At 64.7% G+C, this 15,522-nt stretch carries 14 protein-coding genes; 9 read left to right on the plus strand and 5 right to left on the minus strand.

The window, feature by feature from the left end:
- From ASE85_RS22275 to ASE85_RS06190, 3 genes are all read right to left on the minus strand, one after another.
- A partial coding sequence (locus ASE85_RS22275) for a transposase (protein WP_156358227.1) occupies window positions 1–299 on the minus strand: 299 nt, incomplete at its 3' end.
- 272 nt (window positions 300–571) lie between these two features.
- Window positions 572–1,102 (minus strand): hypothetical protein, encoded by a 531-nt coding sequence (locus ASE85_RS06185; protein WP_056685294.1) that lies wholly within the window; start codon window positions 1,100–1,102, stop codon window positions 572–574.
- A gap of 43 nt (window positions 1,103–1,145) precedes the next feature.
- Complete coding sequence (locus tag ASE85_RS06190; protein WP_056685544.1) at window positions 1,146–3,557, minus strand: ligase-associated DNA damage response DEXH box helicase; 2,412 nt, start codon at window positions 3,555–3,557, stop codon at window positions 1,146–1,148.
- A 157-nt stretch (window positions 3,558–3,714) separates the two neighbouring features.
- On the opposite strand from ASE85_RS06190, the gene ASE85_RS06195 reads away from it, so the two are divergent.
- The 3 genes from ASE85_RS06195 to ASE85_RS06205 all read left to right on the plus strand — a co-directional run bounded on the left by ASE85_RS06195 (window position 3,715) and on the right by ASE85_RS06205 (window position 6,337).
- Window positions 3,715–3,912: a hypothetical protein gene (locus ASE85_RS06195; RefSeq protein WP_056685297.1), complete on the plus strand. Its 198-nt coding sequence runs from the start codon at window positions 3,715–3,717 to the stop codon at window positions 3,910–3,912.
- A 137-nt stretch (window positions 3,913–4,049) separates the two neighbouring features.
- Window positions 4,050–5,387, plus strand: coding sequence for a cystathionine gamma-synthase family protein (locus ASE85_RS06200; RefSeq protein WP_056685299.1), 1,338 nt, complete (start codon window positions 4,050–4,052; stop codon window positions 5,385–5,387).
- The gene (locus ASE85_RS06205; RefSeq protein ID WP_056685302.1) at window positions 5,384–6,337 is read left to right on the plus strand and encodes a 2-hydroxyacid dehydrogenase; all 954 of its coding nucleotides are present in this window, start codon (window positions 5,384–5,386) and stop codon (window positions 6,335–6,337) included. Before ASE85_RS06200 ends, ASE85_RS06205 begins: the two co-directional genes overlap by 4 nt.
- A 312-nt stretch (window positions 6,338–6,649) precedes the next feature.
- Here the strand turns inward: ASE85_RS06205 and ASE85_RS06210 are convergent, their stop codons facing one another.
- Window positions 6,650–7,381, minus strand: a complete 732-nt coding sequence (locus ASE85_RS06210) for a hypothetical protein (protein ID WP_056685306.1) — start codon at window positions 7,379–7,381, stop codon at window positions 6,650–6,652.
- Window positions 7,382–7,636: 255 nt separating this feature from the next.
- Between ASE85_RS06210 and ASE85_RS06215 the strand changes: the two genes are divergently transcribed.
- The 6 genes from ASE85_RS06215 to ASE85_RS06240 all read left to right on the plus strand — a co-directional run bounded on the left by ASE85_RS06215 (window position 7,637) and on the right by ASE85_RS06240 (window position 15,084).
- Entirely contained in the window at window positions 7,637–8,083 is a 447-nt protein-coding gene (locus ASE85_RS06215; protein ID WP_056685321.1) for a DUF3576 domain-containing protein, read from the plus strand.
- A 98-nt stretch (window positions 8,084–8,181) separates the two neighbouring features.
- Window positions 8,182–10,710 (plus strand): leucine--tRNA ligase, encoded by a 2,529-nt coding sequence (gene leuS / locus ASE85_RS06220; RefSeq protein WP_056685324.1) that lies wholly within the window; start codon window positions 8,182–8,184, stop codon window positions 10,708–10,710.
- Window positions 10,711–10,797: 87 nt separating this feature from the next.
- Window positions 10,798–11,298 carry an LPS assembly lipoprotein LptE gene (lptE, locus tag ASE85_RS06225; RefSeq protein ID WP_056685327.1) on the plus strand — a complete coding sequence of 167 codons (501 nt, stop codon included), beginning with the start codon at window positions 10,798–10,800 and terminating at the stop codon, window positions 11,296–11,298.
- Complete coding sequence (gene holA / locus ASE85_RS06230; RefSeq protein ID WP_056685330.1) at window positions 11,295–12,323, plus strand: DNA polymerase III subunit delta; 1,029 nt, start codon at window positions 11,295–11,297, stop codon at window positions 12,321–12,323. The genes lptE and holA overlap by 4 nt, the downstream gene beginning before the upstream one ends.
- 59 nt (window positions 12,324–12,382) lie before the next feature.
- Complete coding sequence (gene msrB, locus ASE85_RS06235) at window positions 12,383–12,784, plus strand: peptide-methionine (R)-S-oxide reductase MsrB (RefSeq protein WP_056685332.1); 402 nt, start codon at window positions 12,383–12,385, stop codon at window positions 12,782–12,784.
- A gap of 182 nt (window positions 12,785–12,966) precedes the next feature.
- Window positions 12,967–15,084: a transglycosylase domain-containing protein gene (locus ASE85_RS06240; protein ID WP_056685335.1), complete on the plus strand. Its 2,118-nt coding sequence runs from the start codon at window positions 12,967–12,969 to the stop codon at window positions 15,082–15,084.
- Window positions 15,085–15,139: 55 nt separating this feature from the next.
- On the opposite strand, the gene ASE85_RS06245 is transcribed toward ASE85_RS06240, so the two are convergent.
- Window positions 15,140–15,403: a hypothetical protein gene (locus ASE85_RS06245; protein WP_056685338.1), complete on the minus strand. Its 264-nt coding sequence runs from the start codon at window positions 15,401–15,403 to the stop codon at window positions 15,140–15,142.
- Window positions 15,404–15,522: the final 119 nt, after the last annotated feature.

Here is a 15,522-nt window from a genome sequence, read left to right on the forward strand (position 1 = left end):
AAAGCTGATGGAGGCGCTCCGCAACTAACATATTCGAAGTCCGGCGTGTCGGCCATGGCATGGAAAAGTCCCTCCCATACCCCGTTGCGTGACCATCGGCGGAAGCGCGCATGAACTGCCGTCCACTTACCGAATATATCCGGTAGATCGCGCCAATGCGYCGCGTTGCCCGCCATCCACAGGATCGCATCGACAAACAGCCGATTATCAACGCCGCTGCGTCCAGGCGTCCCGGCACGACCCGGAAGATACCCCTCGATCCGGCTCCATTGCTCGTCCGTCAGCACCCGTCTGCTCAAAGATCGTCTCCTTCAACGACCTTGAATCAGATCTCATGCAAAATGGRAATCCTATGAATGCAGACAGCGCCTAGGCTGTAGTGACGATTTAATCATTTGAGCCATAGCATGATGCTGGCGAGCTTGATGAAGCCAAGGAAGTTGGCGGCGATCTTGTCGTATCGAGTAGCGTCCGTCAGCACCCGTCTGCTCAAAGATCGTCTCCTTCAACGACCTTGAATCAGATCTCATGCAAAATGGAAATCCTATGAATGCAGACAGCGCCTAGTCGGTCAGTCCGGCGTCGCACCCTCCAGTTCCTCCATCGTCGCGCGGTCTTCATCCGACACGAATTCGCAGGCAAGCAGGGTTTGCCCCTTGAGCGCCGGTCCCTGCCGGGCGACGATCGAAATCAGGCCCATATCTTTCATCCCCTGATCGGCGTCAGGCAGTTGCCGGGAAAAGCCGAGGCTGGCACTGCCCAGCAACCGGTGCGATTCCGGCTTGAGATCAAAGCGCTCGGCCAGTTTGCCCGCCACCTCGCCCTGGATCAGCACGCCGACGGCCATGCCGCCGAACATCACATCCTGAGTGACGAACCCATCGCGTTCGATCGGTCTACGCAAATGATAGATCGCCGCGCCCAGCGCCGATGTGTCGGGCTTGGCGATCTTTTCCGCCGCCTCGTAAAGAGCCGTGGCGCTGCCAAGCGAATAGGGCGGCTGGCACAGGGCCGCGCCGAAGAAATCCGGCTCGGCGGCCAGTGAAGGGAGCGGCGAAAGGGCGAACAGGAGTGACAGGCTCCGCAGGGAAAAGATCATCATTACAGCAGTATGGGTCTTTAGCTGATCCCGATCAACTCAGGCGTCAGTCCGCCCGCATCGCCTCTGCCACCAGCGCCTCTGCCTCCATCAACAGTGCATCTTCGGCCGCCGTCTGCGCCACATGCTCCCGGCCGATCAGGATCAGCACCGGCACCGCGAGCGGACTGACCCGGTCCAGCGTCACATGCAGCATGGTCTGGCCCGCCCGGTCGATCAGGTCGCCCAGCCGCCCGACATCGGTCATGCGCGCGCGCGCATCCGCCCATGCGGCCTTCAGCAGCAGATGATCGGGCTGATATTTGCGCAGTACGTCGTAGATGAGATCGGTGGAGAAGGTGACCTGCCGCCCGGTCTTGCGCTTGCCCGGATGCTGCCGCTCGATCAGCCCGGAGATGACCGCCACATCGCGGAAGGCGCGCTTGAGCAGGCTCGACTGCTCGACCCAGTCGACGAACTCGTGGTCGAGAATGTCGGCGGAAAAAAGGCTGGCCGGATCGGTGACCGGCTTCATGCCATAGACCGCCAGCGCATAGTCGTTGGCGACGAAGCCCAGCGGCATCAGCCCCTGACTTTCCATTCGCCGGGTCAGCAACATGCCCAGCGACTGATGCGCATTCCAGCCTTCGAAACTGTAGCAGACCAGATAATGCCGCCCTTCATGCGGGAAGGTTTCGATCAAAAGCTGGCCGGGCTGGGGCAGGGTGGAGCGCAGCTTCTGCATTTCCAGCCATTCGCGCACGTCGGGCGGGAAGCGATGCCATTCCTCCGGCTCAGCCAGAAAATGGCGCACCCGGTCGGCCAGCCGCGTCGACATCGCCATCCGTGATCCGCCCCAACTGGGGATGCGCGCCTGCTTCGACGTCGCGCGCACGGTCAGGTCGGACGTATCCATCCGCACCACTTCCAACGCCATGCCGGAAAAGAAGAAGCTGTCGCCGGGGCGTAGCTGCGCGGCGAACCCTTCCTCCACCGTGCCGAGCTTGCGCCCGTTGGCGAAGCGGACGGCGAGGGCCGGCTGATCGACGATGATGCCCGCGTTGAGCCGATGCTGCTGGATGAAGCGGGGATGGGACACGCGCCAGCTACCGTCATCATCCTGCGTCAGCCGCTTGAACCGGTCATAGGCGCGCAGGGCATAGCCACCACCCTCGATAAAATGCAGGACATGGTCGAACGCTTCGGGGGTCAGCGCGCTATAGGGCATGGCCGATTGCACCTCCGCCAGCAATTCTTCCGCGCGGAACGGCCCGGCGCAGGCCAGGCCCATGACATGCTGCGCCAGCACGTCGAGGCTGCCGGGCCGGAAATCATCGGCATCGCGCTCGCCTGCCTCCACCGCGTCGAGCGCCGCGCGCGCCTCCAGATATTCGAAGCGATTGCCGGGTATCAGAATCGCCTCCGACGCCATGTCGAGCCGGTGATTGGCGCGACCGATGCGCTGGAGCAGACGCGACGATCCCTTGGGCGCGCCCATCTGGATCACGCAGTCGACATTGCCCCAATCCACGCCAAGGTCGAGGCTGGCGGTCGCGACCAGCGCGCGCAGCTTGCCCGCCGCCATCGCCGACTCGACCTTGCGCCGCGCCTCGATCGACAGGCTGCCATGGTGGATGGCGATCGGAAGGTTGGCGTCGTTGACGGACCAGAGCTCCTGAAAGATCAGCTCCGCCAACCCGCGCGTATTGCAGAAGACCAGCGTGGTCTGCCGCGCCTCGATCTCCGCCATCACCTGCTTCGCGGCATATTTGCCCGAATGGCCCGACCATGGCACGCGGCCTTCGGGAATCAGGATCGCGACGTTCGGTTCGGCGCCCGCCTCGCCCATGACTGGCGTCACGGCGTCGATATCGCCATCGGGCGCCAGCCAGGCGCGATAGGCATCGACATCGGCCACGGTCGCGGACAGCGCGACGCGGCGCAGCGTCGGATTGATCGCCTGCAAGCGCGCCATCGACAGGTTCAGAAGGTCGCCACGCTTCTGCGTGGCAAAAGCATGGACCTCATCCACGATCACCGTCTTCAGGTCGGAGAAGAGCAATGCCGCATCGGGATAGCTGAGCAGGAGCGACAGCGATTCGGGGGTGGTCAGCAATATGTGCGGCGGGCGCACCCGCTGCCGCGCCTTGCGATCCGATGGCGTGTCACCGGTCCGCGTCTCGACACTGATCGACAGCCCCATTTCCTCGATCGGCGTCAGCAGATTGCGGCGCACATCGACCGCCAGCGCCTTGAGCGGCGAGACATAGAGGGTGTGCAGCCGGTCGGTCGGATGGGCGATCAGATCCGCCAGGCTCGGCAGGAAACCCGCCAGCGTCTTGCCCGCCCCGGTCGGTGCAACCAATAGCGCATGGTCGCCGCGTTCCGCCGCCGCCAGCATATCCATCTGATGCCGCCGCGGACGCCAGCCGCGCGCGTCGAACCAGGTGTCGATGATGGCGGGGAGGGTGACCGGCATGACCCCGGTGTAGGGTGCCTTGCCGCGCCTGTCACCGCTTGCGCTTTGCCAGCGGGTTGCAGCCATGTTAGATTGCGCATCTGCCTTCAGACTCGCGCAACTCCACAGGGGATCATGCGTATAGGGGTGTCGCGCCGCACGCCTTTATGGAGAGACTATGACCGAGAAAATGAGCACGCAGGCAATTCCCGACGTCTTTTTCGACTTCTGGTTCATGCCCGCCGCTTTCTGGACCCAATGGTGGGGCTTCTACGCCGAAACCCTCAATGTCGGGCGATACTCCGCATCCCGCGACCTGATCGGCCCGGACGACGCGCCGGTCGTCGTCGAGGTGGAGGAGGGGCTGGTCGCCTGAGCCGCCGGATTGCACGCGGAATAATCATATAACGGCAGGAAATAATCTTACTCGCCGCTCTGGCTCTTTGCCGACGGCCTGCGTTACACTCCGGCGCATGACAGCGACGCACAGACGTCGCCAGCAGGAGATATGACATGACCGGCGAAACGCCTGATTTCACCGAAGCCGACCTGACCGGCGTGAACGCGCCGCGCAACCGCCGCCGCCCCAAGGCGCCGATCATGGAGATTGACGGCCGCAAGCTGAAGCCCGCGACGCTGATGATGGGCCATGGCTATGACCCGACCCTGTCGGAAGGCTCGCTCAAGCCACCCATCTTCCTCACCTCGACCTTCGCCTTCGAGAGCGCAGCGGCGGGCAAGCGCCATTTCGAGGGGGTGACCGGCATTCGTCCGGGCGGCGCGGAAGGGCTGGTCTATTCCCGCTTCAACGGCCCCAATCAGGAGATTTGCGAGGATCGCCTGTCCGTGTGGGAGGAGGCGGAGGACGCGCTGCTCTTTTCCAGCGGCATGTCGGCGATCGCCACCACCCTGCTGGCGCTGGTACAACCCGGCGACGTCATCGTGCACAGCGCCCCGCTTTATGCCGCGACCGAATCGCTGATCGGCCGCATCCTCGGCAAATTCGGGGTGCAATGGCTCGATTTCCCGGCCGGCGCGACCGAGGACGAGATCGGTGCGGTGATCGAGAAGGCCAGGGGGCTGGGCCGCGTCGCCCTGCTCTACCTGGAAAGCCCGGCCAATCCGACCAATGTGCTGGTCGACCTGGAGGCGGTTGTCGCGCGGCGCGACTCGCTGTTCGCGGGCGAGGATCATGTCCCGCCGATCGCGATCGACAACACCTTCCTGGGACCATTGTGGCACAAACCGATCGCCCATGGCGCCGACCTCGTCATCTACAGCCTCACCAAATATGCCGGCGGGCATAGCGATCTGGTCGCCGGCGGGGTGCTGGGGTCCAATGCGCTCATCAACGCCATCCGCCTGATGCGCAACACGATCGGCACGATCCTTGATCCGCACAGCGCCTGGATGCTGCTGCGCTCGTTGGAGACGCTGGAATTGCGGATGAGCCGGGCGGGCGAGAATGCGCAGAAGGTCTGCGCGTGGCTGAAGGACCAGCCGCAGGTGGAAAAGATCGTCTATCTCGGCTTCCCGGAGACGGAGCTGCAGGCCGATATCTACCGCCGCCATTGTAGCGGGGCGGGATCGACCTTCTCGCTGTACCTCAAGGGCGGGGAGGCGGAGGCCTTCGCCTTTCTCGACGCGCTCAAGATCGCCAAGCTGGCGGTGAGTCTCGGCGGCACCGAGACGCTGGCCAGTCATCCGGCCGCGATGACCCATTTGTCGGTGCCGGCCGAGCGCAAGAAGGCACTGGCGATCAGCGACAATATGGTCCGCATCTCGATCGGTTGTGAGGATGCGGATGATCTGATCGCTGATTTCGCGCAGGCGTTGCGACAGATCGGATGAGCGATACGCGCCCGCCCGACTCACCAGCGATTCTGGTCGCCCAGCCGCATCTGGCGCCACTGCTGGGCGCATTGGCACAGGACTATGACGTCCTGCCCCTGTGGGAGGAGGCCGGGCGGGCGCGGCTGGCCGATGCGCAGGCGCTGGTGACGGCGGGCGAATATCGGCTTGATCCGGCGCTGCTGGCGGCCATGCCGCGGCTTGGCCTGATCGCCTGCTTCACCGTGGGCTATGACGGGGTCGATCTCGACCGGGCACGGGCGCGGGGTATCGCCGTCACCCATGCGGGCGATGCCAATGCGGAGGATGTGGCCGACCATGCGATCGGCCTGATCCTGGCCCACCGACGGCAGATCGTAGAGGGCGACCGGCAGTTGCGGGCCGGGGGCTGGGTGGCAGGGGCGAAAACCATCACCCGATCGCTGGGCGGGGCGCGGCTGGGAATCGTCGGCATGGGCGCGATCGGCATCGCCATCGCCCGCCGGGCCGAAGCGATGCGGATGCAGGTGCAATGGTGGGGGCCAAGGCCCAAGCCCGCACTGGGCTGGCCGCGCGCCGACAGTCTGGCGGCGCTGGCGCAGGCGTCCGATATCATGGTCGTGGCGGCGAAGGCGGATGACACGAACCACGGCATGATCGACGCTGATATCATGGCGGCGCTGGGGCCGGGCGGCTTGCTGGTGAATGTCGCGCGCGGGCAACTGGTGGATGAGGAGGCGCTGATCGCGGCGCTGAAGGACGGGCGGCTGGGCGGCGCCGCGCTGGACGTGTTCACGCAGGAGCCGACCGCTCCGGCACTCTGGGTCGATGTGCCCAACATCGTACTGACGCCGCATACCGCCGGCGCGACCGATGCGGCCGTGGCGCGGATGCTGGCCATGCTGCGCGCAAACCTCAGCGCTTATTTTTCTGGGGAGCCGCTGCCGTCAGCGGTGGTGGACAGGGCTTAGGGCATCGTGCGAAAAAGTGGGAACCGGGTTTTCACTCAAGGCGATGCGAAGACAAAAACGGGAGCGCGCGACCTGCGTCGGATCCAACGCAGCGCGCTCCAGGAGTACCGCTTCCCCGTTCGGGCCAAGCCTATCGCAACCCAATTTTCCGCCATGTAGCGAACTAAGGCAGCTCTTCGAGAGTCCAAAGGCGAACGGGTCTGCGGAAAGCTTGGAACTGCGCGCTCTTACCCGCTGAATGGGGCAGACGCCAATCCAACATCCAGCGTTTCATAAGAACCAGAAGCTGCGACGGCAAAACCGTCGACCGAATCAGAATTTGAAGATCGTGCCCAGATAGACGGCCTGGCTGTCCTGGCGATCATCGGTCATCGGGGCCAGGCGGCCCGCCACGCTGTTATTGTAGCGCACGCCGGCGGTGACGTTCAGGTTGCGCGTCAGCGAATAGGAACTGGCCAGATCCAGCGAGTATTCCTTGTCCGCCGACGGATTGCGAACCGTGGCCGCGGCCGTACCCGGCTCACGGCGGGTTTCCAGCATCACCTTGGTACTGAAGCGATCCTTCTTGTCGTCATCCAGCGAGAAATTCTTGGCATCGACCATGGTCTGGACCGGCACCGGGTCCAGCGCCTTGCGACCCACCGCGTCGGGCAGGGCGAACTTGCGCCAGTTATGCGCCCCGTTCAGGCTGAAAGCGACCGGCTTGATGTCGACCATGTCGAGCGGACGATTGACCGCAACGCGATCGCCATCCGCCGCGCGCACCATCACGGTGACGGAACGCTGGCCGCTCAGCGAGCCGCTGGTCGGGGTGAAACGGAAGCCGCGCTGATTCGCGGACGCCACGATCCGGGCATAGGCCGCAGCCAGCCGCGGATCCTTGATCGTCGGGGTGAAGGAGCCGATGCTCCCCAGCGAAGCGGCGGGCGCTTCGGAACGCGAACGTGCAAGATCGGTCACAGCGCCGATGGCGGGCGACAGCAGGAAGCCAGCCACGGCCAATGCCGCACCCGATCCCAGCAAATGTCCCCTTTTCATACCCATGACCCGACTCTTGTTCCCGCCCGTATATCTTTGACAACGCTCTACACCCGAAAAGCCTCCATTGGCTAGGGGCGGACGGGCTTTTTGTCTGAGCTGTTGCACGGAATACACATAAGGCGAAGGCGTCGAAGTGAACGCTACCATAGCGGCCTGTCGCACATGCGCGGGGCCTGCCTTATGCTAGCCCTTGCCCCATGGCGCACGACCACTATAGAAGCGGGCAGTTTTTCGTCTTTTCAAGCTAGGACATGCCTGATGGTCCGCCGTCTTTCCGTTCCCGCAACCGCCGGCCTGATGCTGGCCGCGATCCTGCCGCTCGCCGCTTGCGGTGGCGGGTCCAAGGACCGGCCCAAGGCCGACATCGCCGCGTCGAAGGTCACGACGATCGGCGTCAACGCCTATCTGTGGCGCGCGTCGCTCGACACCCTGTCGTTCATGCCGATGGTGCAGACCGATTCGAACGGCGGCGTGATCGTCACCGACTGGTACGCCAATCCCAACACGCCCAATGAGCGGATGAAGCTGACCGTGTCGATTCTGGACCAGGATCTGCGCGCCGATGCGCTGCGCGTCGCCGCCAGCCGGCAGGTGAACCAGAATGGCCAGTGGGTCGATGCCCCGGTTCAGGCCGCCACCGTCCAGAAGCTGGAGGAGGTCATCCTTACCAAGGCGCGCGACCTGCGCCGCACGGCGATCGGCTGAACCACCCCTTTTCGGGCGTCACCCATGCCCGTTTTTCAAAACCCTTCGGGCTGGGCTTCGCAATAGGCCCAGCCCGCCCGCATTTGTAAGGACATGACATGCAGAGGCGCTTCAACCCGCTGGAGGCCGACGCCCGCTGGCAGGCGACCTGGGACGAGCAGCAGAGCTTCAAGGCGGACGACGCCTCGACCAAGCCGCGCTCCTATGTGCTGGAGATGTTCCCCTATCCGTCGGGGCGCATCCACATCGGTCATGTCCGCAATTACTCGATGGGCGACGTGCTGGCGCGCTTCCGCCGGATGACCGGCCATGAAGTGTTGCATCCGATGGGCTGGGACGCCTTCGGCATGCCGGCCGAAAATGCGGCGATGGAAAAGAAGGTCCATCCGGGTAGCTGGACCCGCGACAATATCGCCAACATGCGCGCGCAGTTGAAGAAGCTGGGCTTCGCGATCGATTGGAGCCGCGAACTCGCCACCTGCGAGCCGGACTATTATGGCCATGAACAGGCGCTGTTCCTGGACATGCTGGACGCGGGCCTGGTCTATCGCAAGGAATCGGCGGTCAATTGGGATCCGGTCGACATGACCGTGCTGGCCAATGAACAGGTGATCGACGGGCGCGGCTGGCGTTCGGGCGCGCTGGTCGAGAAGCGTAAGCTGAGCCAGTGGTTCCTCAAGATCACGCAGTTCGCCGACGATCTGCTGGAGGGCCTGAAAGGTCTGGACCAGTGGCCCGACAAGGTGCGGACGATGCAGGAAAACTGGATCGGCAAGTCGGTCGGCCTGCAATTTCATTTCGAGCCGGTCGCGCCGTTCGACACACAGATCGAGGTCTATTCGACCCGTCCCGACACCATCTTCGGCGCCAGCTTTGTCGCGATCGCCGCCGACCACCCGGTCGCGCAGGCGGTGGCGGCGAACAACCCGGATGCGGTCGCCTTCATCGAAAAGTGCAAGGAAGGCGGCACCACGGCAGCCGAACTGGAAACGGCGGAGAAGCTGGGCTTCGACACCGGACTGACCGTCGCGCATCCGTTCGATCCCGAATGGCACCTGCCCGTCTTCATCGCCAATTTCGTGCTGATGGACTATGGCACCGGCGCGGTCATGGGCGTGCCGGCGCATGACCAGCGCGACCTGGACTTTGCGCGCAAATATATGCTTCCCGTGGAGCGCGTCGTCGCGCTGGAAGGCGAGGCCGACACGCCGATCCACAACGAAGCCTATACCGGCACCGGCGCTCTGGTGAACTCGCGCTTTCTGGACGGCATGAGCGTCGAGGAGGCCAAGGCCGCCGTGATCGCCCGCGCCGAATCCGAAGGCTGGGGCGCGGGCAAGACCGTGTTCCGCCTGCGCGACTGGGGCGTGTCGCGACAGCGTTATTGGGGCACGCCGATCCCGGTCATCCATTGCGAGGGTTGCGGCGTCGTGCCGGTGCCCAAGGCGCAGTTGCCCGTCGTGCTGCCGGAGGATGTCAGCTTCGACATTCCGGGCAACCCGCTGGATCGGCATCCGACATGGAAACATGTGACATGCCCAAGCTGCGGCAAGCCGGCGGTGCGCGAGACGGACACGCTGGACACGTTCGCGGATTCGAGCTGGTATTTCATCCGCTTCGCCAGCCAGCCGTCGGATAAGCCGTTCGATCGCGCTACGGTCGAGCAGTGGCTGCCGGTCGGACAATATATCGGTGGCGTGGAACATGCGATCCTGCATCTGCTCTACGCCCGCTTCTGGACCCGCGCACTCCAGCATATGGGGCAACTGGACTTTGCCGAGCCGTTCACCGGCCTGTTCACGCAGGGCATGGTGACGCATGAGACGTACAGCCGCGAACAGGGTGAGGGGCTGCCCTCCGTCTATTTCGCACCGGCCGAGATCGCCCGCACATCGGACGGCGCGACCCTGATCGCTGACAATGCCCCGGTCGAGGTCGGCCGGGTCATCAAGATGTCCAAGTCCAAGAAGAATGTCGTCGATCCCGACGATATCATCGCCCAATATGGCGCGGACGCGGTGCGCTGGTTCATGCTGTCGGACAGCCCGCCGGAACGCGACCTGCCCTGGACCGAGGCCGGAATCGAAGGATCGTGGCGCTTCGTCAACCGCGTCTGGCGGTTGTTCGGCGAAGCGGACGCCAGCGCGCAGGGCGAAGACAAGCTACTGGACCGCAAGCTGCACCAGACGGTGGACGGCATCGCCAGGGATATCGAGGCGCTGGGCTTCAACAAGGCCGTCGCCAAGATTTATGAACTGACCAATGCGATCGAGAAGGCCAGGCCGTCCGCATCGCGCACCGCCGCGATCCGTGGCCTTGCACTGCTGGTCGCGCCGATGACGCCACATCTGGCCGAAGAGGGCTGGGCGGAAATGGGGCAAGACGGCCTGATCGCCGACGCCGCCTGGCCGACGGTCGATCCGGCGCTGCTGGTGGACGATGAAGTCACCATCGCCTGTCAGGTGATGGGCAAGCTGCGTGACACCATCACCGTGGCGAAGGATACGCCCAGGGATGAGCTGGAGAAATTGGCTCTGGCCGCGCCCAACGTCGTCCGCACGCTCGATGGTGCAAGCCCCAAGAAGATCATCGTGGTGCCCGGCCGGCTGGTGAACATCGTCCTCTAAATCCACCGGGAAGGCAGGAAGGGGCTTCGACATCGGACCAAGACAAGCGGCTTGTTCCGACAGCCCGAACGGTTAAAGGTCTGATCCATGAAGCGCATCCTGCCCCTTATCGCCCTGCCTCTGTTGCTCACGGCCTGCGGGCTGCGTCCCGTCTATGGCGGGGGCGGACAGGGCGTGGTGGCGCAGGCGCTGGGGAATGTCACGGTCGAACCGATCGAGGGCAAGGGCGGCTGGCTGGTGCGCAATGCGCTCAATGATCGACTCGCCGCCATGCAGGGCGGGTCCGGTCCGCGCTACAAGCTGGTGGTGAAGCTGGACGACAATATCGCCGGTTTCGGCTTGCGCGCCGACGCCGCCATCACCCGCGAACGCCGCACGCTGCGGGCCCGCTATCAACTGGTGGACGAAACGACCGGCGCGCAGTTGCTGGACGATACCGCCGGGTCGGATGCCGGCATCGACGTCACCTCCAGCGAATATGCCACGATCGCGGCCGAAGACACCGCGCTGGAGCGGCTGTCGCAGACGGTGGCGGACCAGATCATCACCCGGCTGGCGCTCTATTCGCGCAAGGCGGCGCGCCCTTGAAGGCCAGTCGCGGCCAGATCGAACGGGCGCTGGATGCCCCGCCGGCAGATATTCGCTTCTTCCTGCTTTACGGTCCCGACGAAGCGGGTAGCCAGTCGCTGGCGAAACGTCTGGAACGCGCCATGGGGCCGCAGGCGGAGCGGATCGACCTGGATGGCGCGACACTGAAAGACGATCCCGCCCGGCTGGCGGATGAGGCCGCGTCCTTCTCCATGTTCGGCGACAAGCGCTGGATTCGTATCAGCGGCATGGGCGAGGAATCGGTCCCCGCCCTGACCGCCCTGCTGGAGGCGCAGGCCGCCGGCAATCCGGTTATCGCCATCGCCGGCGCGCTCAAGGCAACGTCGAAACTGGTCAAGCTGGCGCTGGAGCATAAGGGCGCGATGGCCTGCATCTCCTATCAGCCCGACGCGCGCGAATCGGAACAGATCGCCATCGGCATTGCCCGCGACGGCGGGTTGCGCCTGTCGACGGAACTGGCGCGGCGCATCGTATCGCTTGCCAATGGCGACCGGGCGCTGATGACCGGCGAGATCGAGAAGTTGATCCTCTATCTCGACGCCGCGCCCGACCGGCCGCGCGACGCCACCGCCGAAGCACTCGACGCCCTGTCCGCCGACAATCCCGATACGGAGGTCGCGCCGCTGGTCAATGCCGTGCTGGGCGGCGATCTGCGCGCGATGCACCGCGAACTGAGCAGCCTCAGCGAAACCGGCACGGCGATGGCGGCGGTGATTCGACCGCTGCTCGGCCGCGCCATGCTTATCGCGAATATCCGCACCGATTTCGACGCCAGCGGCCGGCTGGAGGGCGCGGTCGAGGCGGCGGGCAAGGCAGTGTTCTGGAAGGAAAAGGGGCTGGTCACGCGGCAGGTGCGGACATGGGACGCGCCGGGCATCGCCCGCGTCATCCAGCGCCTGCTGGACGCGGAGCGCGCCACCCGATCCGGCCGGGGCACCGGCGACCTGCTGGTCCGCCACGAATTGCTGGCGATCGCGCGGCAGGCGGCACGGGAACGGGCTTAACCCCATAGTTGCCTGAACCCGCACTTGAACCACCTGTCATACAGGGCCATATTGCCCCCATGGACAAGCTGACCCTGAGCGAAGCCGAATGGCGCGACCGCCTTTCCCCCGAACAATATCATGTGCTGCGCGAAGCCGGCACCGAACGGGCCTTCACCGGCAAATATAACGGCAACAAGGCCGACGGCGTCTATTATTGCGCGGGTTGCGGCGCGGAACTGTTCGATGCAGAGGAAAAATATGACAGCGGGTCGGGCTGGCCCAGCTTCACCGCCCCGGTCGATATCGACGCGGTCGAGGAAATTCGCGACGCCAGCCATGGCATGATCCGCACCGAAGTCCGCTGCGCCACCTGCGAAGGGCATCTGGGCCATGTCTTTCCCGACGGTCCCGGCGTCAACGGCTTGCGTTATTGCATGAACAGCGCCGGGCTGGACTTCAAGCCGCGCGACGAGGCGTAACCGCAGCACTAGGGAGCGGGTCTGCGCATGCTTTCCCCACTGCCTGCATCATGGCTGCACGGGGGCCGTTCATCCCTGGTAAAGCGCCATTCGCCATGGACGGCGCAACGGTCTTTTTCCGCGTCGGTTGCATGATTTGCGCTGGCAGGGGCCGGGATTAGGGCGTATCCGAGGCGGCACAGATGGCAGGATCAGGCAAGAAGAAGAGCGCGCCGCGTGGCCGCGCCAAGACATGGGCGCTGCGCGGGCTGAAGATCGGCCTTGCCGCGGCGGTCGCGGGTTTGTTGGCGGTGGTGATCGCGGTGGTGATCGCGATGCAGTCGCTGCCCGATTATGACAGCCTGAAATCCTCCCCCAATGGCCAGATGATCCGTGTCCATGCCGCAGACGGCAGGGTGATCGTGTCGCTTGGGCCGAGTTTCGGCCAGTGGTTGCGGTACGACCAGATTCCCGACGTCATGGTCGATGCCATGGTTTCGACCGAGGATCGCCGCTTCTATTTGCATCCCGGCGTCGATCCGATCGGCATGGCGCGCGCCGCCTGGGTCGCGGTCGAACGGCGCGGCACCGGCCGCCGGTGGCAGGGCGCTTCGACCATCACCCAGCAGGTCACGCGCAACATCTTCCTCAACAACAGCTATAGTTTCGGCCGCAAGATCCGCGAAATGGTGCTGGCGCTGGCGCTGGAGCGCAAATTCACCAAGCGACAGATCCTCGAACTCTATCTCAACAAGGTCTATTTCGGCGGCGGCGCCTATGGCATCGACGCGGCGAGCCGAAAATTCTTCGGCCATCCCGCCACATCGCTGGACCTGCCCGAAGCTGCGATCATCGCCGGTCTGGTGAAGGCCCCGTCCAGCTACTCCCCCACCGCCGATGCCGATGCCGCGATCGGTCGTGCCGGCGTGGTGCTGGACCTGATGCAGGACAATGACGCCATTTCCGCGTCGCAGCGCGCCGCTGCCGACCTTGGCAGCGTCAAGATGGCGCCGGAGCCGCCACAGAACAGCGTGCGCTACTTCACCGACTGGGCCTTGCCGCAGCTCGACCTGCTGATCGACGAGCCGAACGAGCCGCTGGAAGTCTATACCACCATCGACCTTGGCATGCAGAATGCGGCGACCGCCGCGATCAAGGCCAATGTGCCGGGCGGCACGCAGGGCGCGCTGGTCAGCCTGGACCGCGACGGCGCGGTGCGCGCTATGGTCGGCGGGCTCGACTATGTGACGTCCAACTATAATCGCGCCACCACCGCCACCCGCCAGCCCGGCTCGGCCTGGAAGATCTTCGTCTATATGGCGGCGCTGGAGGCTGGCTACACGCCCGATACCGGCGTCACCGACGAACCGGTGACGATCAACGGGTGGAGCCCGCGCAATGCCAATGGCCGCTTTGCCGGCGACATCGACGTTCGCACCGCCTTCGCCTATTCGATCAACACGGTCGCGGCGAAGCTGGGCGTGGAAGTCGGCTTCCCCACCGTCGCGGACATGGCCCGCCGCTTTGGCATCACCACGCCGGTCAACACCCATCCCTCGATGGTGCTGGGCACGTCGGACGTGCGGCTGATCGACATGACCCGCGCTGCGGCCTCGATCGCGCGCAAGGGCATTGCCGTGACGCCCTATGGCATCACCAAGGTGACGACGGCGGATGGCCGCATGCTCTACCAGCATCAGGACGATACCAGTCGCGTGCTGGTCGCCCCCTGGGTCGCGGCGGGCATGACCGACCTGATGCAGACGGCAGTCAGCACCGGCACCGGCAAGGCCGCGCAGATCGGTCGCCCGGTCGCGGGCAAGACCGGCACGACCACCAGCAACAAGGATGGCTATTTCCTGGGCTTTTCCAGCGGCATCACCACGGGTGTCTGGATGGGCCGCGACGACGCCAGGACGGTCGGCGGACTACAGGGCGGCCGCGCGCCTGCACGGGCCTTTGCCGACTATATGAAGGTGGCGGTATCGAAGCGTCCTGTGGAGCAGTTCGAGACGCAGGTCACGCTGCCCGAATGGCAGTTGGAGCCGGACGAGGAGGCCTATTATGGCAGCCCGGACAATGGCACGGGCGGGGCCGATAGCGGCATGATGGTGGATGAGAACGGCCTGCCGATCCAGCGTCAGCGGCCTTCTTCTTCCGGTGAAGAGGCGGAAGATCAGCAGATGGAGGTCGATCCGGAGGATCGTCCGCAACCGCCGCGTATTGACCAGCAATGGATCGACAATGTGCTGGGCCGCGATCGTCAGCGCCAGCAACAGCAGCAGCAACAGCCTTCGCCCCGGCCTTCCGCCAACCCCTGATCGGCCCGGCTGGACCGATAGGGAAGGGGATGGAAAGCCGGGCCTGCGCAGCGCATCAGCGGCGGGCCAGCTGAACCGCGGACTTGCTGTGGTTGATGGTCAGGCCATTTTGCGCCCATTCGCTCTTCGAGCGGCACTGCGTCACCGGGATGATCGAACCGGTCATGGTTTCGCGGAAGCAATAGCGGTCGGTCGATGCGTCATAGGTCACCTTGGCCGATCCATAGCGACCTTCAGGCTGGGCGAAGGCGGGGGTGGCAGAGGCCGATACGGCGACGGTGGCAGCGACGATAGCGGCGGCGAAAGCGATGGTCTTCATGGTGATGGTCCTTCCCTGAAATCTCTGTGATGATCCGTCGTGGATCATGCCAACGACATTGCAGGGGCCGTGCCAGTTTCGGAAAAGCCACGGAAATCAGGGACTCCAGCGCGAACCTA

Source organism: Sphingobium sp. Leaf26, from assembly GCF_001421665.1.
Taxonomy (GTDB): Bacteria; Pseudomonadota; Alphaproteobacteria; order Sphingomonadales; family Sphingomonadaceae; genus Sphingobium.